Origin of the sequence: Alloalcanivorax balearicus MACL04 (assembly GCF_025532145.1) — a bacterium.
Classification (GTDB): Bacteria; Pseudomonadota; Gammaproteobacteria; order Pseudomonadales; family Alcanivoracaceae; genus Alloalcanivorax; species Alloalcanivorax balearicus.
Map to the genome: position 1 here is coordinate 104202 of NZ_ARXS01000001.1, position 23382 is coordinate 127583.

General features: G+C 62.4%; 15 protein-coding genes. 6 read left to right on the plus strand and 9 right to left on the minus strand.

Going from position 1 to position 23382, the window contains the following annotated elements; translation table 11 throughout:
- Positions 1–84 precede the first annotated feature (84 nt).
- The 4 genes from MA04_RS00510 (at position 85) to MA04_RS00525 (ending at position 6029) form a co-directional block, all read left to right on the plus strand.
- On the plus strand, positions 85–2784 hold the full coding sequence (locus MA04_RS00510) for an AAA family ATPase (RefSeq protein ID WP_262459074.1): 2700 nt from the start codon (positions 85–87) through the stop codon (positions 2782–2784).
- The gene (locus MA04_RS00515; protein WP_262459075.1) at positions 2777–3610 is read left to right on the plus strand and encodes a mechanosensitive ion channel family protein; all 834 of its coding nucleotides are present in this window, start codon (positions 2777–2779) and stop codon (positions 3608–3610) included. Before MA04_RS00510 ends, MA04_RS00515 begins: the two co-directional genes overlap by 8 nt.
- Before the next feature lie 73 nt (positions 3611–3683).
- Positions 3684–4676, plus strand: a complete 993-nt coding sequence (locus tag MA04_RS00520; RefSeq protein WP_262459076.1) for a helix-turn-helix transcriptional regulator — start codon at positions 3684–3686, stop codon at positions 4674–4676.
- Positions 4677–4730: 54 nt separating this feature from the next.
- Entirely contained in the window at positions 4731–6029 is a 1299-nt protein-coding gene (locus tag MA04_RS00525; protein WP_262459077.1) for a serine hydrolase domain-containing protein, read from the plus strand.
- A 39-nt stretch (positions 6030–6068) separates the two neighbouring features.
- Here the strand turns inward: MA04_RS00525 and MA04_RS00530 are convergent, their stop codons facing one another.
- From MA04_RS00530 to MA04_RS00560, 7 genes are all read right to left on the minus strand, one after another.
- Positions 6069–6932 carry a metal-dependent hydrolase gene (locus tag MA04_RS00530; RefSeq protein WP_163126710.1) on the minus strand — a complete coding sequence of 288 codons (864 nt, stop codon included), beginning with the start codon at positions 6930–6932 and terminating at the stop codon, positions 6069–6071.
- Between the two features lie 493 nt (positions 6933–7425).
- Complete coding sequence (locus tag MA04_RS00535) at positions 7426–8169, minus strand: glutathione peroxidase (protein ID WP_262459078.1); 744 nt, start codon at positions 8167–8169, stop codon at positions 7426–7428.
- 104 nt (positions 8170–8273) lie between these two features.
- Positions 8274–9716 carry an efflux transporter outer membrane subunit gene (locus MA04_RS00540; RefSeq protein ID WP_262459079.1) on the minus strand — a complete coding sequence of 481 codons (1443 nt, stop codon included), beginning with the start codon at positions 9714–9716 and terminating at the stop codon, positions 8274–8276.
- 16 nt (positions 9717–9732) lie between these two features.
- Positions 9733–12822 (minus strand): efflux RND transporter permease subunit, encoded by a 3090-nt coding sequence (locus tag MA04_RS00545; RefSeq protein WP_262459080.1) that lies wholly within the window; start codon positions 12820–12822, stop codon positions 9733–9735.
- Positions 12819–15899, minus strand: coding sequence for a multidrug efflux RND transporter permease subunit (locus MA04_RS00550; RefSeq protein ID WP_262459081.1), 3081 nt, complete (start codon positions 15897–15899; stop codon positions 12819–12821). Before MA04_RS00550 ends, MA04_RS00545 begins: the two co-directional genes overlap by 4 nt.
- Entirely contained in the window at positions 15896–17128 is a 1233-nt protein-coding gene (locus MA04_RS00555) for an efflux RND transporter periplasmic adaptor subunit (protein WP_262459082.1), read from the minus strand. Before MA04_RS00555 ends, MA04_RS00550 begins: the two co-directional genes overlap by 4 nt.
- 269 nt (positions 17129–17397) lie before the next feature.
- The gene (locus MA04_RS00560; RefSeq protein ID WP_163126715.1) at positions 17398–18840 is read right to left on the minus strand and encodes a catalase; all 1443 of its coding nucleotides are present in this window, start codon (positions 18838–18840) and stop codon (positions 17398–17400) included.
- 228 nt (positions 18841–19068) lie between these two features.
- Here MA04_RS00560 and trhA point away from each other — a divergent pair, with 228 nt between their 5' ends.
- Positions 19069–19725 (plus strand): PAQR family membrane homeostasis protein TrhA, encoded by a 657-nt coding sequence (gene trhA / locus MA04_RS00565; protein ID WP_014996583.1) that lies wholly within the window; start codon positions 19069–19071, stop codon positions 19723–19725.
- A 171-nt stretch (positions 19726–19896) separates the two neighbouring features.
- Positions 19897–21927: a TonB-dependent receptor family protein gene (locus MA04_RS00570; RefSeq protein WP_262459083.1), complete on the plus strand. Its 2031-nt coding sequence runs from the start codon at positions 19897–19899 to the stop codon at positions 21925–21927.
- Positions 21928–22127: 200 nt separating this feature from the next.
- On the opposite strand, the gene MA04_RS00575 is transcribed toward MA04_RS00570, so the two are convergent.
- Together MA04_RS00575 and MA04_RS00580 are read right to left on the minus strand one after the other, a co-directional pair.
- Entirely contained in the window at positions 22128–22619 is a 492-nt protein-coding gene (locus tag MA04_RS00575) for a glutathione peroxidase (protein ID WP_063141214.1), read from the minus strand.
- A 53-nt stretch (positions 22620–22672) separates the two neighbouring features.
- A complete protein-coding gene (locus MA04_RS00580) occupies positions 22673–23347 on the minus strand; it encodes a type 1 glutamine amidotransferase domain-containing protein (RefSeq protein ID WP_262459084.1) in 675 nt (224 codons plus the stop codon).
- Positions 23348–23382 lie beyond the last annotated feature (35 nt).

Here is a 23382-nt window from a genome sequence, read left to right on the forward strand (position 1 = left end):
CTCTTACGGATGACGCCCCTCCCCCGGCTCCCTACAATGGGTCAAACCCGTCGAAGGACAGGGTGGACAGGTAAGGGAGACACTATGGGGCTTCGCTGGTTTATGTCGATGGCCGGCCTGCTACTGGCTTTCGCCAGCCAGGCCAACGCGGCCACCGAGACCACCTGCGCCCGGGAACAGCGGCAGTTGGAGCAATGGGAACAGCAAACCGTCAGCATGGATCGGCAGGTGGAGCCCCTGCAGCGCTTGCTGGATGGGACGCCGATTGCTCCGGACATGTTGAATCAGGCCCTTGGTGCACCGGCGGACGCCGCCAACCGCCCTCCGCCCGGCCCCATCACGCCACCGTCGCTGAGCTGCGAGCAATTGGAGGAGCGCCTCAATCAGGCGGTTACCGAACGCCGTGGCGTCCGCGCCCTGCTTGATGATCAACGAGACCAGTGGTTCTCACTGTCCCGTCAGGAACGTGCCGCCGCACTGGCGTTGCTTGAGGAATACCAGTCCCTGACAGCCCTGGAAACCGATCCGCTGGTCACCCCCGGGCCCTTGCGTGATCATCTGACCGCGCTGATCGCCCTGCTCCCGCCCTTGCGCAACCAGCCGGCCAACGCGGCCCGCCAGCTCGACGTTCTTTGGCCACCGCCGGTGGCGGACATCCAGGCCGACATCCCAGCCCCGCAACGTCTGGCGCTATGGCGTCACCACTATGAAACCCGGCGGCAACAACTGGCACTGCGCTCGGGGTTGTGGCAGCGCCAGGGCGTGCTGCGACTGTGGCTCAGCCACGCACCGGCGGAGTGGCTCCCGCTACTCGGCCTTGAGGCACGGATGACCGTCGACCGTCTCCATCAGGGCCTGGCGCAGACCTACCGGGAATGGACTCTGAACCGGGAGATACGCCACTACACCCCGCTGGTCAGCAACGCCCTGGCGGTGATACTCGGCCTCGCCATACTGGCACTGGTGATGAAACTGGGCCGGCGCGGCCGCCGTGCCCTGCTCGGTCTGCACGAACGCCTGGTTTCCCGGGCCGGCCAGAAGCGCTGGCTGTGGAACGCCAGCCGGCTGCTCGGCGGCATCGCCCCCCTGGTGCCCTGGCTGCTGCTCTGGCTGGTGATCCATCTGCTGGCCCCCTTACTCGATTCCCCGTCCACCCAGGTGGTGCGCTGGCTGTTGCCGCTGGCACGCCTGTATGTGCTGTTCGGTCTGCTGTGGTTGTTCGGGGAATGGCTGGTGTTTCGGGTTTGCCAAAGCGCCCACAGCTATCTCAACGATGCCCAGATCACCGAGGCCGGCGGTCTGGCTCGCCGTCAGGCGCTGTGGATGATGCTGCCCTGGGCGCTGTGGTTCGCGGTGGACCGGCTGCTTGGCCACTCTCTCATCGGTTTGCTCTGCGCGGTGCTGGTGGGGGTATGTCTTTATATCGCCATCGGCCGGTTGCTGGCTTTCCGCCGCGACGATTATCTGCTGTGTTTGCAGAACATTCTGCCATCGTCCCTGGATCCGATGGCGGAGCGCCTGCTCAAGGGCCTGCGTTTTGGTTGGACCGCGCCGATGCTGTTACCGGTGGCGCTGGTGAATTTTCTGTTTCATTACCTGGACATGCTGCTCGGCGAACTGGACTGGTACCTGCGCCTCAAGGCGCGCTGGTTCCGGCTGCGCACCAAGGGGGTCGGCGAGGATGAGGAACCGGCCCGGGAAGACACCAGCGAGGCCGGAAAGGAATATCAAAAGTGGTTCGCCAGCCAGTTGCCGGACGATCAGGAAACCCCGTTTATCGATACCGGCCTGCTCAATGCGATGATCAAGGCAGTGGAGCAGTGGCATTCTGAAAGTGTGGAAGAAAATGCGCTGCTGGTGACCGGCGAGAAGGGCAGCGGCAAAAGCATGGCCATGCGCAAGCTGGTCAGCAAAATGGAAAAGGAACAACCGGACCTGCGCCTGGTGACGGTATCGGTGCCGCCACGCACGGTAACGCCGGAAGCGGTAACCTCGATGATCGCCGACGCCCTCGGCGAATCCCTGGACGAAGGCCCCGCCAGCCTGGTGAAGAACGACGAGCAGCGCCCGCCCACCTTGTTGGTCCTGGACGAAACGCAAAACTGCTTCCTCGCCCGCATCGGCGGACTGGAAGGCTGGCAGACCTTGCTCACACTCACCAACGCCCGTCTGGACAACCTGTTCTGGCTGGTATTGATCAACAACCAGAGCTGGTCCTATCTCTCCAATGTGTTCGGCCGCGACTACCAGTTCCGCCGGGTCATCAAGGTGAAACGCTGGGATCAAAGCGAGATCCGCTCTCTGATCCTGTCACGCCATCACCTCAGCAAACAGAAGCTGCGCTACGATGATCTGCTGCTGTCCTCCCGTGGTCCGGAGGCCGGCAATATGCGCAATGCGGAGCAGCGTTATTTCAGTCTGCTGTGGGACGCCTGCGGCGGCAACCCGATGGTCGCGCTGAAACTGTGGCTGACATCAATCAAGGTCACCCCCCGGCAGGTGCTGGTGGGCCTGCCGGCACAGCCGTCGTCGACGCTGGCCGCCGGCCAGTCCGGCGATTCGCTGATGTTCGTCTACGCCGCCATCGTCAGCCACGAGAACCTGTCCAGCGATGAAATCGTCGCCGTCACCGATCTCTCCGAGAATGTGGTGCGTTCCGCGCTCAAGGCGGGCCAGGACGCCGGGTTCATCTACAAGGGGGAAGACAGTCGCTACCGGGTGGTGCCGATGTGGTATCGCACCGTGATCAATCAACTGAACAGGAAGAATCTGCTCCATGAATGAGAACGGCGACATTGTCAGCGATCTGGCGGTGGTGATCGACCTCTTCAACGCCTACGCCATACTGCTGCTGATTCTCGGCGGGCTGTTTCTGTGGGCACTCAATTGGGGGCTGAACCGGCTCGGCCATTCCCTGATGGAACGGTTGCCCAGCCGCCGCTTCCTGATTCTTCAGTTTGTCACGTTGGTCAGCTTTCTGATTTACACGCTCGGTACCGGCGCCCTCATCCTCGGCGTTCTGAACCCACCCAGGGAGTTTATTCTGGCCGCCGCCGGCTCCCTGGCGGTGGCGCTGGGTTTCGCTCTCAAGGATGTGGTGGCGTCGCTGGTGGCCGGGCTGCTGCTGTTGTTCGACCGGCCATTTCAGGTGGGCGACCGGGTGCAGTTCGGCGATACCTATGGCGAGATCGTGGCCATAGGTTTGCGCGCGGTGCGGCTGCAAACCCTGGACGACAATCTGGTCACCATCCCCAATTCCCTGTTCATTACCGACGCCGTCGCCTCCGGCAATGCCGGCGCCCTGGATATGATGGTGGTGTCGGACTTTCATGTCGCCCTGGACGCGGATCTGGAGCAGATCGAAGCACTGATTCGCGAAGTGGTGGTTACCAGCCGCTACGCTTATCTGAAAAAACCGGTGACCTTCGCCATCGAAGAAGTGGAAATCGGCAATGCCCTGGCGATCCGTTTCCGCACCAAGGCGTATGTCCTGGACGTGCGCTACGAGACCGCCTTCCGCAGCGACGTGGTGGTGCGCGTCACCACGTTGCTCAAGGAGCGCGGGATTCCCCGCCCGCGGATCCTATGTGGCTGCCAGCAAGGTGGTTGACGTGAATTGCACTTGCCGGTCAGCGGGACAAACCGACAATGGGAGCCAGTCTGTTCCCGGAACCGTCCCGACCATGCTCATCGATGCCACCATGTCCCGCCAGAACTTCCATCATGTGGTGGCGGCCCTGGATGCACGCGTGCCCGGCGGGAGGCTGGATCAGGCGCTCAACGAGTACCATTTGGAACGCTGTACCGAAGCGGAGCGGATCAATCATTGGCGTTGCGCCGATCTGACCGCCCGGCTTGCCGATCAACAGGGCGATCCGGCACTGCTGGCCCGGGGTTTTCAGGCGCTGGAACAGCAGCGCCGGCTGTTCCCCGGCCTGTCGCCGATCCCCGGCGACATTCTGGACCGGGTCAACCAGTACCAGCGCTACATGTGCCTGCATTCAGAGCTCGGTGATTACCGTCTGCGGATCGGTGCCGAGGAAAGCAGCCTGCAGCTGTTCCGCCGCCCCGGCTTCGAGAGTTATGACGGTCAGGCCTTGGCATTGCTGTATTCCACCTGCCGCCTATTGGAACGCGGCAGCCCCTTGCGCATACGGCGCGTGACTCTGCGCGCCCATCATGGCGAACGGGACCGCCGGGATCTGGAGGCGCTGCTGGGCGTGCCGGTGAGCAGCGGGGAAAAGCAGGACGGCGTGGTGTTCAGCAACGTCCACCTGCTGCAACCCTCCGCCACGGCCGGCAGTCTTGACGCCCTTGGCCAGCGTGAGCGGCAACTGCGGCGCATGCAGCCTGGACTCGGCTGGAGCGACTCGGTGCGCGGCCTGCTGCCGACCGTGGTGGGGCTGCCGGGCAAGCCGCTGGCGCTGTGCGCCTCGCTACTGGCGGTAAGCGAACGCACCCTGCAACGGCGGGTGGAAGCGGAGGGGCAGGATTTCCGCTCCCTCCTCAGCGACAGCCGCCGGCAACTGGCGCTGACACTGATGCCCTGGCGCGATCTCACCACCGAGCAACTGGCGGTGCGGCTCGGTTACAGTCAGACGGCGCAGTTTTATCGCGCCTTCCGCGACTGGTTCGGTGAATCACCGGGCCGCAAACGCGTGGCCATGTACGGTTGAGCGACCCTGTTCACCCCGGGAGCCAATAAGGATTAAAACCATCGGGAGAACACCATGCTACAAAGCCTCCGTTACGGCCTGGCGACCACCGCTCTGTTGATCGCCACCCAGGGCTACACCGAAACACCGCAACTTCCGCCACCGGAAAGCACTTCTTTGTCCAAACTGCAATTGATGCAGGGCTTCCCACCACCGCCGGACAAGCTGGTCACCCAGGCCAATTTCAACCGCTTTCCCAACGGCCGCTGGGCACTGCACCACATGCGCGAGCTGCAACCTTCACGGGGCATCGCCCGCGATCCGCTGGCGGATGTGGCAAAGCTGAAATACAAGAACCGCGGCCTGGGAGACCTTCGTTTCGACGACGGCAGCGGCCAGACCACCACCGTTTCCGAATGGCTTCGCGACACCTATACCGACGCTTTCATCGTGCTGCACAAGGGGCGGGTGGTGTACGAGACCTACGCCGATGGCATGGACGATCAGGATCAGCACATCCTGTGGTCCGTTACCAAGTCGGTCACCGGCTTGCTGGCCGCCGACATGATTCAACGTGGCGAGCTGGACCCGGACGCCACCGTGGCCCATTACGTGCCGGAACTGAAAGACAGTGCCTGGGGTGACGCCACCGTACAACAGGTACTGGATATGACCGCCGCGGTGCGTTACCGCGAGGACTACAAGGACTTCACCTCCGACGTTTACCGCTACGCCTTCTCTTCCGGCATTCTGCCAAAGCCGAAGAACTATCAGGGTCCGGCTTCCCTTTATGAGTTTCTCGCCAGCCTGACCGAGAAGAGCGGCGAGCACGGTGAGCAGTTCACCTATCAGACGGTGCAGTCGGAGGTCGTGGCCTGGATCATCAGCAAGGCCTCCGGGCGGGACTACACCGACCTGCTGTCCGAACGTATCTGGAGCAAGCTGGGCGCCGAACGGGATGCCTATGTTCTGGTGGATCCCCACGGCACACCGCTGGCCGGCGGCGGCATGAACGCTACTTTGCGCGACCTCGCCCGCTTCGCCGAAATGGTGCGCCGCAAAGGCCATTACAATGGTGAGCAGATGGTCAGCAAGGCCGCCATCGAGGACATCTTCAAAGGTGGTGAGCGATCCAAATTCGAGGGCGGCGGTCTGGACTTCCGTCAGGGGCAGTCCTACCACAATCAGTGGTATCAGACCCACAACGACCATGGCGCCTTGCAAGCCGCCGGCATCCACGGCCAGATGATTCACATCGATCCGCAAGCGGAACTGGTGGTGGTGAAGTTCTCTTCTCACCCGGTGGCCAGCTCCAGCTTTACCTATACCTCCACCACGGCGGCCCTCGACGCCATCACCGAAGCTCTGCAATAACGACGATGGCCGGCGGCAACCCCGCCGGCCATTTTTGCTTTACCCCGCGCCCTGCAACTCCGGACGATCGAGCATCAGCGCCAGTTTTTTCAGCGCCTGTTCACGTACAGCACGGCTGTCTTTCTTTTCCGGATGGAAAGACGGCTTGTAGTACGCCACATAGGATCGTCCGAGGCGCCGGAGCCAACCCGGCCGGCCGAACAACCAGTTCAGCCCGTTTCCCACGGAACGCAGATCCCGTTTGTCGTCCATGCCCTGACGCAACTGGATATAGTGAAAAACGGTGAAGCCGATGAACTCCACCGTGGTCAGCGCCATTTCCGAAGTGCGAATCCAGTAACTGCCGACCTGATCCGCGTACACGTCGTAGGCCACCGCTTTGTGCTCGCTTTCCTCCACCGCGTGCCACAACCACAGCGGCAGCATGCGTTCGTCCATGCCTTCGAGAAATTCCGGGTTTTCCAGAATCAGCTCCGCCAACATGGCGGTGAAATGCTCCAACGCGCAGGTCTTGGCCAATTGCCGCTCCGGAGACAGATTCTTGGCGATCCACTTCATGCCATTGTGCACGAAGTCATGCACCTTGCGGGTCGGCACACCCTTTTCTTCCATGAAGTCATTGAACGCTTCGTGCTCCTTGCCGTGGTGCGCCTCCTGGCCGATAAATCCCTTCACCCGCTCACGCAGATCCGGATCGGAGATTTGTTTCTGATAGTGGCGCACGGCGCGGACGAAGAAACGCTCGCCCTCAGGAAAGGTGCAGGACAAGGCCGTCAGCAGCATGGTTTTGAACTGATCGTCGGCGAACCAGTAGCGCGACATGGACGGATCGAACTCGAAATCCATGCGGCGCGGCTGGATGTCGCTGGCATTGGTCCGCATGGCGGTCATTTTGGCGTTCATGCCCGGTCTCCCGATGAACTTCTCGAATGACCTTCACTATGCGATCACGGCGATTCGGCACGCCAGTGCCGCTTGTGCCATTTTACCCTGCCCGGAATGCCAAAAACGGCCTGGCGGACGCCGGGCGCCAGCCGATCAGGGTCCGTGGACGGTGCTACGAAGCCGCTGTAGGGGCTTGCCTGTAAGCGAGTGTCCCAACACCGGAGGCCGCATTCGCCAGCAGGCTGGTTCCCATGGATTACGCTACGAAGCCGCTGTGGGAGCTTGCCTGCAAGCGAATCTGTCGGGGCCGAAAAGCACAATTCGCTTGCAGGCAAGCTCCCACAGCGGCTTCGTAGTCCTTTCGGTAGCAAACTGTTTCAGACTGATAAGCGAATGAGGCTCACCGCAAAAAAAGGCCGGCGGGGAGCCGGCCGAGGAAGGGGAAGTCACTAGGGGAAAAACAGTGGGCGCGCGTCCTTGTGCGCCGCTACCCGGTGAGCGCGGGTAAGGGTCAGGAAACGGCGGCCGCCAGCCACTGCTCCAATTCATCGGCGCCACCAATGCGTTCGCCTTCAATATAGACTTGCGGGGTGGTACCGGCGCCGGTCACCGCCGCCAGGGTGCTGTAGCTGAGGCCACGGCTGCCCAGCTCGATTTCCTCAAAGCTGTAGCCCGCTTCACGCAGCGCGTTCTTGGCGCGGGCACAGTGTGGGCAACCCGGTTTGCTGAACACCGTCACCCGCTTGGGCAGCGCCGCCTCGCCATTGATATAACCCAGCATGGTGTCGGCGTCGGACACCTCGAACGGGTCACCGGGCTGGTCCGGTTCGATGAACATTTTGTCGATTACACCGTCCTTCACCAGCATCGAGTAACGCCAGCTGCGGGAACCGAAACCCAGCTCCTTCTTGCCCACCAGCATGCCCATTTTCTCGGTGAACTCGGCGTTGCCATCGGGAATAAAGCAAATGTTCTCCGCCGCCTGGTCGCCCGCCCAGGCGTCCATGACAAAGGCGTCGTTGACGGACAGACACAGAATGTCGTCCACGCCGTTGCTTTTGAACACCGGCGCCAGCTCGTTGTAACGCGGCAGGTGAGTGGACGAGCAGGTTGGCGTGAAGGCTCCCGGTAACGCGAATACCACCACCGTCTTGCCCTGGAACAGGTCCGTGGTGGTCACGTCCCGCCATTCATTGCCCACCCGGGTACGGAAGGTGACTTCCGGAACACGCTGGCCTTCCCGATTGCTCAACATGGACACTCTCCTCGTCTTTCATTACGTCTCTGATAGACAAGGAGCATAAGGACAGAGCCACAATCAATAAAAGCGTTTGCCTCTATATTCATCATAGTCCTTCACTATGAATCACCCTTTACTCCCTGCTCGCGGGGTTCAGGACGGGCTATACGTTGAATCACCGGGTCATCCAGGTCCCAACCGCCACCTATGGCGGCCGCCAGTTCCGCCGCCGCCTGCAATTGCTGGCTGGTGATGTCCAGGCGCGAACGGCGCGCTTCCAGAGTGAGGTTCTGTGCCGTGGCCACTTCAAGGAAGGACACCATGCCGGCACGGTAACGGTTGGTAATGACGCTTTCGTTCTGTTCCGCCAAGGCCAGCAGCTCATCCTGTTGTTCCGCTTTCTCGCGAAGAATCTGCATCGTCGCCAGGGCGTCTTCCACATCGCGCAGACTGTCCAGGACGGTCTGTCTGTAGTTGGCCACCTGCTCATCGTACTGGGCCACCGCGATATCGCGGGTGGCGCGCCGACGGCCGCCATCGAACAATGTCAGCGCCAGTGACGGCCCCACCGACCAGATTCGTTGCGGCGCATCGAACAGGCCAGAGAAGGTGTCATCCTGCAAAGCGCCATAGGCGCTCAAGGTGAGATCCGGCAACCAGGCGGTCTGGGCCACGCCGATCAGCGCGTTGGCCTGGGCCACCCCCCGTTCCGCCACCACCACATCCGGGCGGCGCGCGATCAGCACCGATGGCAGGGCAGCCGGCAACGCCGGCAACAGCGGCAGGTCCTCGGTGGCGGCAATGCTGAACGACACCGGCGCCACACCCAGCAAGGCCGCCAGCGCATTTTCTTCCTGGGCGCGTTGTTGTTGCAGATCATAGAGCTGCGTGCGCAGGGACTGGCGCTGGGTTTCCGCCTGGATCACATCGGACCGGGACACGATACCGGAGTTGTACTGGTTGCGGGTCAACTCCGCCGAGCGATCGTATGCCGCCATGGTCAGTTCGAGAATATCGCGCTGGCGATCCAGCGCACGTACCCGAACATAGCCCTGCACCACCGCTACCTGAAGGGTCAGTCGGGCGGCGGCGATGTCGGCGGCGCTGGCGGCCAGACCGGCACGCTCCGCTTCCACCTGGCGCCGCACCCGTCCCCAAAGATCCGGCGCCCAACTGATATCCAGACGGCCACTGAACAGGTTGCCGGGGTCGGTATCGCTACCGCCGCTACGGGTGCCGTTAACGGACGCGTCCAGCTGCGGACTGTATTCGCCGCGGGCCAGACGCCACTGCGCCTCGGCGGCGCGGAAGCGGGCTTCCGCCTGGGCCAGAGTCTGGCTGGCCTGATCCGCGCGCTGGATCAGATCGGTCAGCACCGGATCGCCAAAGGCTTCCCACCAGGTACCCTGGGCCACCCAGGGTTGCTCCGGCATGGTTCGCCAGCCGTCCTGGTATTGGAATTGCGCCGGAATGGCGCTCTCCGGCGTGCGATAGTCCGGTCCCAGGGTGCAGCCGGCGAGGGCCAGCAAACACAGCAGGGAGGTGGCGGATAAACGCTTCATTACAGGCCTCTTCTCTTCATACCGACTCCAGAGGGTTGTCGCCTGACCGGCGGCGCAGCGTGCGCTGGCGCAATGTTTCCAGATACAGGTAGATCACTGGCGTGGTGTACAGCGTCAACAGCTGGCTGAACGCCAAGCCGCCGATGATGGTGATGCCGAGTGGCCGGCGCAGCTCCGATCCCTCGCCGAGTCCCAGTACCAGCGGCACCGCGCCGAGCAGACCGGCCAGGTTGGTCATCAGAATCGGCCGTAACCGTAACAACGCTGCCTGGCGGATCGCCGCCAGCGGCGCCAGGCCATCCCGGCGCTGCGCTTCCAGGGCAAAGTCGATCATCAGAATGGCGTTCTTCATCACGATGCCGATCAGCAGGAACAATCCCAACAGCGCGATCAGGCTGAAGGGCGTATCGCTGATACGCAGCGCCAGCAACGCGCCAATACCGGCGGAGGGCAAAGTGGAAAGAATCGTGAGCGGGTGCAGCGTGCTTTCGTACAACATGCCCAACACCATGTACACCGCCAGCAGTACCGACAGAATGAGCAAAGGCTGACTGAGGTTGCCTTCGAAATTGGGCCGGTCGGAGCCCGGCCCGGCATACACGCTCGGCGGCAGCATGATGTCGTTGAGCGCCTTCTGGATCGCTTCTTCCGCCTGTATCGGCGTGACGCCGGGGGCCAGCGCATAACCCACACCCGTGGCGGCGAACTGGGAATCGTGGCGAATGCGATCGTTGGTCAGCCCATACTCCCAGGTGGCGAAGGTGGACAGCGGCACGCGCGCGCCGTCATCGGTCAGCACCTCCAGTTGTTCCAGTACCGAAGGCTGCTCGGTGTAGCGCGGCAATAACTCCATCACCACCCGGTACTGGTTCAATTCATCGTAGAGCGTGGCCACCTGCCGCTGGGAGAAAGAGTTGTTCAGTACCGACGCCACCGTCGCCATGTCAACGCCGTGCAGCCGAGCCGCTTCGCGATCAATATCGAGCACCACCTGTTGCGCTTCCTCGTCACCGGCGGAGTCCACGTCCACCAGCTCCGGCAGTTTCTGCATCGCTTCCGATGCTTTACGCGACCAGATGTCCAGCAACTCCAGGGAATCCGAACGCAACACCAACTCATAGTCACTGCTACTGAACCCTCCCGACAGCCGGATATCCTGATCCACCATCAGAAACATCATGCCGCCGGGAACGTGAGGCGCCTTGGCCCGCAGACGGTTGACCACCTCCTGAGCCGACACTCCCCGCTCCGCCAACGGCTTGAGGTTGATGGTGAGCTGGGCATTGGTGATACCGCCATCGCCACCGCTGGTGCCGGTGACATCCTGCACCGCCGGATCGTCCATGATCAATTGCCGGAACACTTCGATCTTCGGCTGCATCAACTGGAATGAAAAACCGTCGTCACCGCGGACGAAGCCACGAATTTGTCCGGTGTCCTGCGGCGGCAGCGTGGTTTTCGGAATCGCCACATACAGCCAGACATTGACCGCCACCACCGCCAGCAAGGTAAGCAAGGTCATCAGCCGATGACGCAACGCCCAGTCCAGACTCGCGGCATAGGCGTGTTGCAGGGAATGGAACGCGGCCTCACTGCGCCGGGCCAGGGCCGAGGGCGCGCCGGTGGCTTTTTCCCGCAACCAAAGCGCGCACAGGCTTGGGGTCAGAGTCAGCGACACCAACAGGGAAATCAGCATCGCCGCCGCCAGGGTAATGGAAAACTCGCGGAACAAGCGCTCGACGATGCCGCCCATGAACAGGATCGACACGAACACCACCACCAGCGCCAGATTCATCGCCAGCAGTGTGAAGCCCACTTCGCCGGCCCCTTTTATCGCCGCCTGCAACGGCGGCAGGCCGTTCTCGATATGCCGCTCGATGTTTTCCAGCACCACGATGGCATCGTCCACCACCAGTCCGGCGGCGATGATCAACGCCATCAGCGACAGGTTATTGACCGAGAAACCGTAGAAATACATGACCACGAAGCTGCCGATCAGGGACACCGGGATCGCCACGGTGGGAATCAGCGCGGTACGGGCACTGCCCAGAAACAACCACACCACCATGACCACCAGGGCCACCGCGATCAGCAAGGTGATTTGCGCTTCACGCAAGGTGGCGCGGATCCCCGGCGAGCGGTCCATCACCACCGCCAGTTCACTGTCCGCCGGCATCAGGGCACGCAGCCCCGGCAAGGTCTCACGGATGGCATCGATGGTTTCGACGATATTGGCGCCGGGCTGCCGGCTGATCATCATGATCACCGCCGGGTGATCATTGTGAAAACCGCTGCTGTAGCGGTTCTCCACCGAATCCGACACCTCGGCCACGTCCTCCAGCCGCACTACCGCGCCATCCTGGTGACGAATCACCAGCTTGCGATAGGCACTGGCCTTGCGCAGCGGATCGCTGGTGCGCACTTCCCAGCGATGGTCGTCATTTTCCACCAGACCCAGCGGCTGCAACGCATTGGCTTCGTTGATGGCATTGCGAACGTCATCCAGCGCAATGCCATACTGCAGCAGCGCACCGGGATCCAGTTGCACCCTCACCGCCGGCAGCGACGCACCGCTGACACTGACTTCACCGACCCCGCTGATCTGCGACAGTTTCTGCGCCAGAATCGAAGCGGCGGCATCGTACAGTTCGCTCGGCGCCAGATTCGGCGAGGACAACGCCAGGCCCATTACCGGCGCCTGGGACGGGTTCACCTTGCGATACTGCGGGTTGCCGGGCATGCCCGAAGGCAACTGACTGCGTGCCGCATTAATCGCCGCCTGCACGTCGCGGGCAGCGTCATTGAGATCACGCCCCAGCTCGAACTGCAGCATGATCTGCGTGGCACCCTGGTTACTTGACGAGATGATCGAGGTGATCCCGTCGATACTGCCCAGCGCGCGCTCCAGCGGGGTCGCCACGGTGGCGGCCATGCTTTCCGGGCTGGCCCCCGGCAGGCTGGCGGAAACCGTGATAATCGGGAAATCCACCTGTGGCAGCGGCGCCACCGGCAACAGGCGCCAGGCCAGCAGACCGGACAGCACCACCGCGACCGCCATCAGGACGGTGGCGATGGGCCGTTGAATGAACGCCCGCGCCGGGTTCACGGACCCGCCTCGCCCTGGTCCACCACCGGTGAGCGGCGGCGCGTCAGCCGGTCAAAGAACAGGTACACCACCGGTGTGGTGAACAGCGTCAGCACCTGGCTCACCAACAAGCCCCCCACCATCACCAGGCCCAGCGGTTGCCGCAGTTCGGCACCGGAACCGCTGGCCAGCATCAGCGGAATGGCACCGAACAACGCCGCCAGCGTGGTCATCAGAATCGGCCGGAAACGCAACATGGCGGCGCGATGTATCGCCTGCCGCGGCGGCATCCCCCGATTGCGCTGCGCCTCCAGGGCGAAGTCCACCATCATGATGCCGTTCTTCTTCACCAGGCCGATCAGCAACACCACCCCGATCACCGCGATCAGATCCAGCGCCCGGCCGGTAAGCAGCAATGCCAGCAGGGCGCCGACGGTGGCCGAAGGCAACGTGGAGAGAATGGTGATCGGGTGAATGGTGCTCTCGTACAGAATCCCCAGCACGATATACATGGTCAGAATCGCCGCCAGGATCAACCACAGGGTATTCGATAACGAAGCACGAAAGGCCTCCGCCGCGCCCTGGAAACGGCTTTCCACTTCCGTCGGCAGACCGATCTCCTGTTGTACCCGTTCGATCGCTTTCACCGCCCCGCCCAGGGACGCGTCCGGCCCCAGATTGAAGGAGATGGTGGCCGCCGGAAACTGCCCCTGGTGATTGATCAGCAACGCCGCCGGGCGCTGGGTGACGCGGGCCACACTGGACAACGGCACCGGCTGGCCGGAGGCGGTGGGTACATAAGTGGTCTGTAACGCGGACAGGCCCTCGGCGTGCTCCGGGCCCACTTCCAGAATCACCCGATACTGATTGGCCTGGGTGAACAAGGTGGCGATCTGGCGCTGGGCAAAGGCGTTCTGCAGCGCGCCGGCAATGGCGGAGACACTGACACCCAGGCGCGCCGCGGCATCGCGGTCGATATCCACATACGCCTGCAGGCCGTCGTATTGCAGGTCCGAGGCCACATCCGCCAGTTCCGGTTGCTGCCGCAGCGCCTCGATCAGCAGCGGCACCCATTCGTTGAGGGTGGCGCTGTCCGGGGTGGTCAGCGTGAACTGGTACTGCGTGCGGCTGACTCTGTCCTCAATGCTCAGTTCCTGTACCGGCTGGAACCAGGCGGTGATCCCTTCGACCTTTTCCGCCCGCTCTCGCAGCCGGTCCATCACTTCGAAGGCGGAGCCGTCGCGTTCTCCGTGGGCCGGCAGGTTGATCAGCATGCGGCCGCTGTTGAGCGTGGTGTTGGTGCCATCGACGCCGATGAACGATGACAGACTGGCCACGCCCGGATCTTCCAGCAACGCCGCCGCCAACGCTTGCTGCCGTTCCGACATACGGGCAAACGATGAGGTTTGCGGACTCTCCGTCACCACCTGAATCACGCCGCTGTCCTGTACCGGGAAGAAGTCTTTTTGCACCAGCAGGTACAACACCGCGGTCAGGGCGATGGTGCCGAACATCACCAACATGGCCAGGGGCTGTCTTTCCAGCACCCAGTCCAGCGCTTGGCCATAGCGGCGAATGACGCGGTTCATCAACCCCGGCGACTGCTCGTCATGGCCAGGCGGCTTGTCGAGCATGCGCGCGCTCATCATCGGTGTGAGGGTCAGCGACACCACCAGGGAGATAACGATGGCCACCGCCAGCGTCACCGCGAACTCGTGAAACAGCCGCCCAACCACATCCCCCATGAACAGCAGGGGAATCAACACCGCCACCAGGGAGAAGGTCAGCGACACCAGGGTAAAACCGATTTCCCCGGCCCCCTTCAAGGCCGCCTCCATTTTCGAAGCGCCCTGTTCGCGGTGCCGGGCGATGTTTTCGAGCATGACGATGGCGTCATCGACAACGAAGCCGGTGGCGATGGTCAGCGCCATCAGCGACAGGTTGTTGATGGAGAAGCCGGCCAGATACATGAACGAGAAAGTCCCCACCAGGGACAGCGGCACCGCCACGCTGGGAATGATGGTGGCGGGAACATTGCGCAGGAAGGCGAAGGTCACCAGCACCACCAGCGCGATGGCGAACACCAGTTCCTTCTGCACATCCCGCACCGAGGCGCGGATACTTTGGGTGCGGTCGGTCAGCACCGTCACGTCCACCGAGGCCGGCAGGGTATTGATCAGTTGCGGCAGCAACTCGCGCACACTGTCGGCCACGTCGATGACATTGGCGCCGGGCTGACGCTGGATATTGAGCAACACAGCCGGTTGGGTATCGGCCCAGGCGGCCAGGAAGCGATCCTCGGCGCCGTCGATGATGGTGGCCACGTCACCCAGGCGCAGGGGCGCACCGTCGATCCAGGTAAGAATCAGTTGCCGGTAATCCTCCACCGAACGAATCTGGTCATTGGCGTCCAGCAAGGTGGAACGTTGCGGGCCATCGAAACTGCCCTTGGGCTGGTTGGTATTGGTGGCGGCGATGGCGCTGCGCACGTCCTCCAGATCCAGGTCATAGGCGGCCAGGGCCATGGGGTTGATCCGCACACGCAATGCCGGCCGCTGACCGCCGGCCAGGCTGACCATACCGACACCGCCCAACTGCGCCAGCTTTTGCGCCATGCGCGTATCCACCAGATCGTACACACCCGGCAACGGCAGCGTGTCCGAAGTGATCGCCAGAGTCAGGATCGGTGCATCGGCGGGATTCACCTTGCGATAAATCGGTGGCGTCGGCAGGTCGCTGGGCAACAGGTTGTCGGCGGTGTTCAAGGCCGCCTGCACTTCCTGTTCGGCCACCCCCAGATCCACCTCCAGGGAAAACTGCAGGGTAATGACCGACGCCCCACCGGAACTGGTGGACGACATTTGTTTGAGCCCCGGGATCTGCCCCAGGCTGCGCTCCAGCGGCGCGGTGATGGTGCGCGCGGTGATGTCCGGCCCGGCCCCCGGCTGGAAGGTGAACACCTGGATGATCGGGTAATCCACCTGCGGCAACGCCGCCACCGGCAACAACCGCCAGGCCAGCAGCCCCGCCGCCAGCAGCGCCACCATCAGCAACGATGTCGCTACCGGACGCAGGATGAACGGCCGGGACAGACTCATGGACGGCCGCCCTGACCACCACCGCGGCGACCGCCGGTGGCGCCTTCGCCGGTCCCGGCCGGCGCCACCGGCTGGCTGTCGCCTTCCACCAGGATCACGTCACGGCCATCACGCAGCCTTTCCATGCCTTCCAGCACCACCACCTCGCCGTCGGCCAGCCCTTCACTCACGGCGATACGGTCGACATCCACCGGCCCCAGGGTGATGGGCCGCAATTGCGCTTTCTGGTCTTCAATCACATAAACATAGGTGCCTTGGGAGCCGTATTGCACCGCGTCGGTGGGAATGGTCACCGCGTCCGGCAGGGTCCGCAGTTGCAAGCGCACATTGACGAACTGGTTCGGGAACAGCTCGTTTTTCTCGTTGGCGAATTCCGCCCGCAGACGCAGGGTTCCGGTGGCGGTATCAATGCGATTATCCAGGGTGGTCAAGCGGCCGCTGGCCAGCAGAGTGGCCCCGTTGCGATCCAGCGCCTGAACCGGCATTGCCTCGCCCGTGGCGAAGGCATTGCGCACCGCATCCAGTTGCGTCTCCGGCACCGTGAACACCACCGAAATCGGCCGCATCTGGGTGATCGTCACCAGCCCATCGGTGTCGCCGCTGCTGACCAGGTTTCCGGCGTCCACGTTGCGCAGGCCGAGCCGGCCGTCGATGGGCGCTTCGATACGGGTCCAGGACAGCTGCAGGCGGGCATCGTCGACTTGCGCCTGATTCGCCTTCACCGCGCCCCGCAGTTGATTGACCAACGCCTGCTGCTGGGTCAGTTGCTGGCGGGCAATGGAGTCTTGTTTATACAGCGTTTGGTACAGCGCCAGATCCTGTTCGGCGCCGGCCAGTTCCGCCTTGTTCTGCTGGTACTGGCCCTGGGCCTGAGCCAGTTGCACCTGATACGGATCCGGGTCGATCTCCGCCAGCAGCGTGCCCTTGGTGACTTCCGCGCCTTCCTCGAACAACACCCGGGCCAGTTCCCCGTCCACCCGGCTGCGCACGGTGACGGTATTCAGCGGCGTCACCGTGCCAATGGCCTTGATCTGAACATTGAGGTCACCGGCTTCGGCATTCACCACCCGCACCGCCACCGGACCTTCCCAGGCGTTGCGCGGCATCGGCCCGGTGGGCGTCGAACTGGAGCGGGATAACAGATACCAGAGCCCGCCGAGCACGACGACGAGCAACACCGCCCAGGCCAGGCGAGAACGGGACAATGGAACGGAACGAGTTTCGGACATGGAGTCGGCACCGGCACAAGGTCAATCCGCCGGCGATGCCGACGCCGCACTCGGGCGAGCACGGACACCAGGGACCTCACCGGGCAGGGCGATCAGATGATAACGACTCGCATTCTAGAGAGCGCCTTCCCGCGCGCGCAACCGCGTCCGCGGGAATCCACATTTAATGCACAGTTCCGTAAGGAATGTAAGGCAATGACGCCCGCAAGCATCACGGCTCGTGAGCAGCCACTCCGCTCACAAGCCGCAATGGACTGACACCTGGCCTATCAGCGACTCAGACCCAGCGCCTTGGCCACTCCGGCGGCGTAGGCCGGGTCGGCTTTCTCGAAGTGCTCAAGTTGCCGGCGCACGATCTCTTCCGGCACTCCGTCCATGGCTCGGGCGATGTTTCCGAACAAACGCTCCTGCTGTTCCGGTGTCATCAGCCGGAACAGGTCGCCGGCTTGGGTGTAGTCGTCATTGCCTTCGCGGTGGTCGTAGCGATCGGCGTCACCGCTGATGTTCAGCGGCGGTTCCTTGAATGCCGGATCCTCCACCGGCCCACCAAAGCTGTTCGGCTCATAGTTGACGCTGCCGCCGCCGTTGCCATCGAAACGCATCTGGCCATCACGGTGATAACCATGCACCGGACAGCGCGGCAGGTTCACCGGCAGGCTCTCGTAGTTAACACCAAGCCGGTAACGGTGCGCGTCGGCGTAACTGAAGATGCGGAATTGCAGCATCTTGTCGGGGCTGTGGCTGATGCCCGGCACCACATTGGCGGGGCTGAAACTGGCCTGCTCCACTTCGGCGAAATAGTTTTCCGGATTGCGGTTCAGCGTCAACTCTCCGATTTCGATCAGCGGATAGTCGCCGTGCGGCCATACCTTGGTCAGATCGAACGGGTTGTAGGGCGTGTTCTCCGCCTCCGCTTCCGGCATGATCTGCACGCACACACGCCACGTCGGGAAGTCCTTGTTTTCGATGGCGTTGAACAAATCACGCTGATGGGATTCGCGGTCGCCTCCGACAATCTCCCCGGCCTCGCCATCGGTCAGACATTCAATACCCTGCCGGGTCTTGAAGTGGAACTTCACCCAGAACCGCTCGTTGTTCGCGTTGATGAAGCTGTAGGTGTGGGAACCATAGCCGTTCATATGACGGTAGCTTTTCGGCAGGCCCCGGTCGGACATCAGGATGGTGACCTGATGCAGGGATTCCGGACTCAGCGACCAGAAGTCCCACATATGCGTGGCCGAGCGCATGTTACTGCGTGGGTCACGCTTCTGGGTGCGAATGAAGTCGGGAAATTTATAGGGATCGCGCACGAAGAACACCGGCGTATTGTTGCCGACCAGATCCCAGTTGCCCTGTTCGGTGTAGAACTTGAGGGCGAAGCCGCGCACATCACGCTCGGCATCGGCGGCGCCACGCTCACCGGCCACGGTGGAAAAGCGCAACAGCACGTCGGTTTCGGCACCGGGCTGGAACACCTTTGCCTTGCTGTACTGAGTAATGTCACCGGTCACCTTGAAAGTGCCAAATGCCGCCGACCCCTTGGCGTGCACCACCCGCTCGGGAATCCGCTCGCGGTTGAAATGGGCGTGCTTTTCGAACAGCTGCCAGTCCTGCACCAGCAGCGGCCCACGGGGACCGGCCGTCAAGCTGTTCTGATTGTCCGCCACCGGAATCCCAGCGCTGGTGGTCAGGGTCTGCTTCTTCTTACTCATGATGCCTCTCCTTGGGTTCAACCTGGGGGGTTAAGAGCCTGTTTAAGATGACCCTTCGAGGTTACGACGAACGGAGTGACAAAACGAACAGTGAGGCGGCATGAGTTCAATAGATCCTTTCGATCATTGGCCTTTATGTCATAGCGGACAAATATGCCCGGCCTTTACAGTCCGCCGGCAATCATCGCATGATGCGTATTTTCACCCGTTCATGAGATTCCGAACCGCATGACCTCGACAACCGTGGCCACGACCGCCTATTCCCGGCTGGAAGAGTTTCTCAACAGTCTCACCCACGGTATCGGCGCCGCTCTCAGTATCGTCGGCACGGTGATCCTGGTGGTGGCCGCCAGCCTGCTTGGCGATCCCTGGAAGATTGTCGGCTTCAGCATCTTCGGCGCCAGCCTGATTCTGCTCTATACCGCCAGCACCCTCTATCACGGTGCCCGCCGCCCCGCCCTCAAAGCGTTCTACAAGATGCTCGATCATTGCGCCATCTTCGCACTGATCGCCGGCACTTATACGCCATTTCTGCTGGTCAACATGCGCGGCACCGTGGGCTGGGTGCTGTTCGCGGTGATCTGGTCGCTGGCGCTGGCCGGCATCGCCTTGAAGCTGGTGTTCGGCAACCGCTACAAACTGGCCCGCGTGGCCATCTATCTGGTCATGGGCTGGCTGGTGTTATTCGCCTCCGGCGAACTGGTGGGCCGGCTCAACGACGTGGGCTTCTGGCTGGTGCTGGCTGGCGGCCTCACTTACACCGGTGGAGTGGTGTTTTATCTGGCGGATCGCCTGCCCTACAACCACGCCATCTGGCATCTGTTCGTGGTCGGCGGCAGCGTTTGTCATTTCCTGGCGGTGTATTACGGCGTTCTGCCGGTCTGATTCTAAGAGCCTGTCTCGAAACAAGTCACTGTGAACACCCGGCCGTTTCAATCCGCGTCACTTTCCCCTCTCCCCGCCCCCGATCCATAGGTATTGGGGGAACAGCACGGAAGTTGCATTGACCCGGGGCGCCGAAACCGGCTAATTCCATAATTCAAACAAGAGGTGCTCATGCGATATCCGGTTCTGCTGTCCCCCGTGCTGCTTTTACCCTGTCTTGGCCAAGGCGCCCAGCCGATTCCCCTGGAGACGGTGACCGTGACCACGCCCCGTCAGAGCCAGGCGCTGTTGGATACGCCAGCGGCGGTAACAGTGGTGGACAGTCAGGCTCACGGCGAGGGCCGCCCGAACCTGCAACTGGACGAGACCCTCAACCGGGTCCCCGGCCTGTTCTTTCAGAACCGCTACAATTTCGCCCAGAACCTGCGCATCTCCAGCCGTGGCTTCGGCGCCCGCGCGCCCTTCGGCGTGCGTGGCTTGCATCTGCGTGTGGACGGCTTGCCCTATACCCTGCCGGACGGCCAGTCCCAGGTGGATGCCATTGACCTGGACCGGCTGCGGCAAGTGGAGGTGCTGCGTGGCCCGGCCTCTTCCCTGTACGGCAACGCCGCCGGCGGCGTGCTGTTGCTGAACAGCGACGACGGCGGCAGCCAGCCTCCCGGGGCGCACTTGCGTGTGGCCGGCGGCAGCGACGACTACCGCAAGCTAGGCGCCACGCTGTATCAGCGGGACGAGAACAATGACTACGCGTTGGGCGTTTCCGCCCTGTCCTTCGATGGCCAGCGGCAACAAAGCCGGGTGGAGAAATACCAGCTCAACGGTAAGTGGCGGCATCATCTCGCCAACGGCGGCCGCATCACCACTTTGCTGGACGTGCTGGACATTCCCACCGCCGAGGATCCCGGCGGCCTGACCCGGGCCCAGGCGCACGAGAATCGTGATCAGGCCTCTCGCTTCTCCAACCTGCTCGACGCCGGCCAGATAGTGCGCCAGCAACGACTGGGCTGGGTCTGGGATCAGCCCACGAAGCAAGGCGCCTGGCAGGGTTATCTGCACTACACCCACCGCGATTTCGAACAGCAGTTACCCTTCCCGGGCAGCAGCGAACTGGGCTATGAGCGGCATTTCTATGGCACCGGCCTGCGCTATGCTGGCCAGGCGGGGCAACTCAACTACGTGATCGGCGCCGAAGTGAACCGGCAGGAGGATGATCGCGACCGTTATCAGATCAGTGCCAGCGGTGAGCGCCAGGGCCGCACCGCCGATGAGCAGCAGAACGCCACCGCCGCCGGACTGTTCGCCCAGGCCACCCTGCCACTGAATGAGTACTGGTCCTGGACCTTGGGCGGACGTCTGGACCGGTTGCAGCTGTCCATCGACGACCGCTTTCTGGCGGACGGCGACGACGACGGCCATCGACGTTTCACCGAACGCAGCTACAGCACCGGATTGAACTGGCGGCTCCATCCCCGCCATCAATTGTTCGCCAACATCGGCTCCGCTTTCGAGAGCCCCACCTTCACCGAATTCGCCAATCCCGACGGCGGCGGCTTCAACCCGGACCTGGAACCGCAGAAAGCGGTGAATGGCGAGATCGGCGCCCGTGGTGACCTGTCCGGCACCGTGCAGTACGAACTGACCCTGTTCACCGTCCGCACCCGCGACGAGATCGTGCCTTTCGAGCAGGACGGCCGCACCTTTTATGAAAACGCCGGCCGTACCCGGCGGGACGGTGTGGAACTGGGACTGAGCTGGTATCCAGACGATTGGAACCGGATCAGCGCCGCCTGGACCTATGGCAATTACCGGTTCCGCCGTTTCCAGGAAAACGGCGAATCCCTGCGGGACCATCGTCTGCCGGGATTGCCTGAACACCAGCTCTACCTGGAATGGCAGCGGGACTATCGCGGCGGCACCTTCACCAGTCTGGAAACCCTGATGATCAGCTCGGTCTACGCGGAGAACGGCAGCGATACCCGTGTCGGCGGCTACGCACTGGTCAACGGCCGGGTCGGCCACCGCTGGCGGCTCGCCGGCGGCCACCAACTGACCACCTACCTCGCCGCCCATAACCTGCTGGATCGGGACTACTACGCCAACATCCGCATCAACGCCAACAGCGACCGCCCGCTGGCCAGCCGCGGCTACTTCGAGCCCGGCCCGGGACGGACCTGGGTGGCGGGGATGGAAGTAAAACTTTGAAGATAGTTGACAGTTGATAGTGGACAGTTGACAGCGAAAAGAAAAAGATCGCGGAACGGTCTGATCTTTAGCCCCTGTGGGAAGCTTGCTTGCAAGCGAATGGTGTCGCTCAGGCGCTTAGTAATATTCGCTTGCAAGCAAGCTTCCCACAGTGATTCAAGATCACCTGTTTTTGTTTTTCCGCTGTCAACTGTCCACTATCAACTGTCAACTGCTTTTAAGGCCTTCTCAATGTCCGCTGCCAACGCTTCCGGTTTATCCTTGGGGGCGTAGCGACGTACCACACGGCCGCTTTGGTCGACCAGGAACTTGGTGAAGTTCCATTTGATGCCTTCGCTGCCGAGCAGGCCAGGGGCTTCCGATTTGAGGTAGCGATAAAGGGGATGAGCATCGCTGCCGTTCACGTCGATTTTGGCGAACATGGGAAAGTCGACGCCGTAGTTCTTTTCACAGAAGGCGCCGATCTCCACTTCGTCGCCGGGCTCCTGGTGACCGAACTGGTTACAGGGGAAACCCAGCACCACCAGGCCGCGATCCTTGTAACGTTGGTACAGCGCCTGCAGCCCTTTGTACTGGGGCGTGAAGCCGCATTTGCTGGCGGTGTTGACGATCAAAAGCACCTTGCCTTTGAAATCGGCCAGGGAGCGCTCCTCACCGTCCAGAGTGACGGCGTTATAGTCGTAGATACCCACTTGCATTACTCCTTGGTTCCCCGGCCGATGCGGCGGGCGAGCCGCCACCCGGCTTAACGGGACAATAATCGTTTCAGGACGGCCTCGGCCACCACCGTGCTGGATTGCGGGTTCTGACCGGAGATCAGATTACCGTCCTCCACCACTCGCGGCGTGAACATGTCACCGTTGCTGATTTCCGCGCCCAGCTCGCGCAGCCTGTTCTCCAGCAGGAAGGGCATGACGTCGTCGAGCCCGACTTCGTGTTCTTCCTCGTTGCTGAAGCAGCTTACCACGCGGCCAGCCACCAACGGCTTGCCGGCGCCGTCGCGGGCGCCCACCAGCGCCGCCGGGCCATGGCACACGGCGCTGACCAGCCCGCCCTGTTCCCAGGTACGGTTAAGCACCCGCGCCACCATGGGATGATCCGGCATATCGAACATGGCGCCATGGCCGCCGGGCACGAAGACGCCGGCGAAGTCGTCTTCCCAGATGTCCTCCAAAGCCCGGGTGTCCTGCAACGCGGTGATCGCGTCCTGCCAGGCGTCCTTCTCGGCGTCATCCGGCACCGAGCGCGGATCCACCGGCACCTTGCCGCCGAGCGGACTGGCCACTTGCAGCGGAATACCGGCATCACGAAACAGACCATAGGGCACAGCAAATTCCTCAAGCCACAGGCCGGTTTGTTGCCCTTGTCCCATTTGACCGGCACTGGTCACCAACATCAGTAGGGGTTTGTCCAGATTCATCACTGCTCCTTACTCTGACGACCCAAAGGATTTAT

Bases quoted from the DNA above. Each gene is read 5' to 3' on its own strand.
- MA04_RS00510 (WP_262459074.1), top strand. From the start codon at position 85: ATGGGGCTTCGCTGGTTTATGTCGATGGCCGGCCTGCTACTGGCTTTC.
- MA04_RS00515 (WP_262459075.1), top strand. From the start codon at position 2,777: ATGAATGAGAACGGCGACATTGTCAGCGATCTGGCGGTGGTGATCGAC.
- MA04_RS00520 (WP_262459076.1), top strand. From the start codon at position 3,684: ATGCTCATCGATGCCACCATGTCCCGCCAGAACTTCCATCATGTGGTG.
- MA04_RS00525 (WP_262459077.1), top strand. From the start codon at position 4,731: ATGCTACAAAGCCTCCGTTACGGCCTGGCGACCACCGCTCTGTTGATC.
- MA04_RS00530 (WP_163126710.1), bottom strand. From the start codon at position 6,932: ATGAACGCCAAAATGACCGCCATGCGGACCAATGCCAGCGACATCCAG.
- MA04_RS00535 (WP_262459078.1), bottom strand. From the start codon at position 8,169: ATGTTGAGCAATCGGGAAGGCCAGCGTGTTCCGGAAGTCACCTTCCGT.
- MA04_RS00540 (WP_262459079.1), bottom strand. From the start codon at position 9,716: ATGAAGCGTTTATCCGCCACCTCCCTGCTGTGTTTGCTGGCCCTCGCC.
- MA04_RS00550 (WP_262459081.1), bottom strand. From the start codon at position 15,899: ATGAGTCTGTCCCGGCCGTTCATCCTGCGTCCGGTAGCGACATCGTTG.
- MA04_RS00555 (WP_262459082.1), bottom strand. From the start codon at position 17,128: ATGTCCGAAACTCGTTCCGTTCCATTGTCCCGTTCTCGCCTGGCCTGG.
- MA04_RS00560 (WP_163126715.1), bottom strand. From the start codon at position 18,840: ATGAGTAAGAAGAAGCAGACCCTGACCACCAGCGCTGGGATTCCGGTG.
- trhA (WP_014996583.1), top strand. From the start codon at position 19,069: ATGACCTCGACAACCGTGGCCACGACCGCCTATTCCCGGCTGGAAGAG.
- MA04_RS00570 (WP_262459083.1), top strand. From the start codon at position 19,897: ATGCGATATCCGGTTCTGCTGTCCCCCGTGCTGCTTTTACCCTGTCTT.
- MA04_RS00580 (WP_262459084.1), bottom strand. From the start codon at position 23,347: ATGAATCTGGACAAACCCCTACTGATGTTGGTGACCAGTGCCGGTCAA.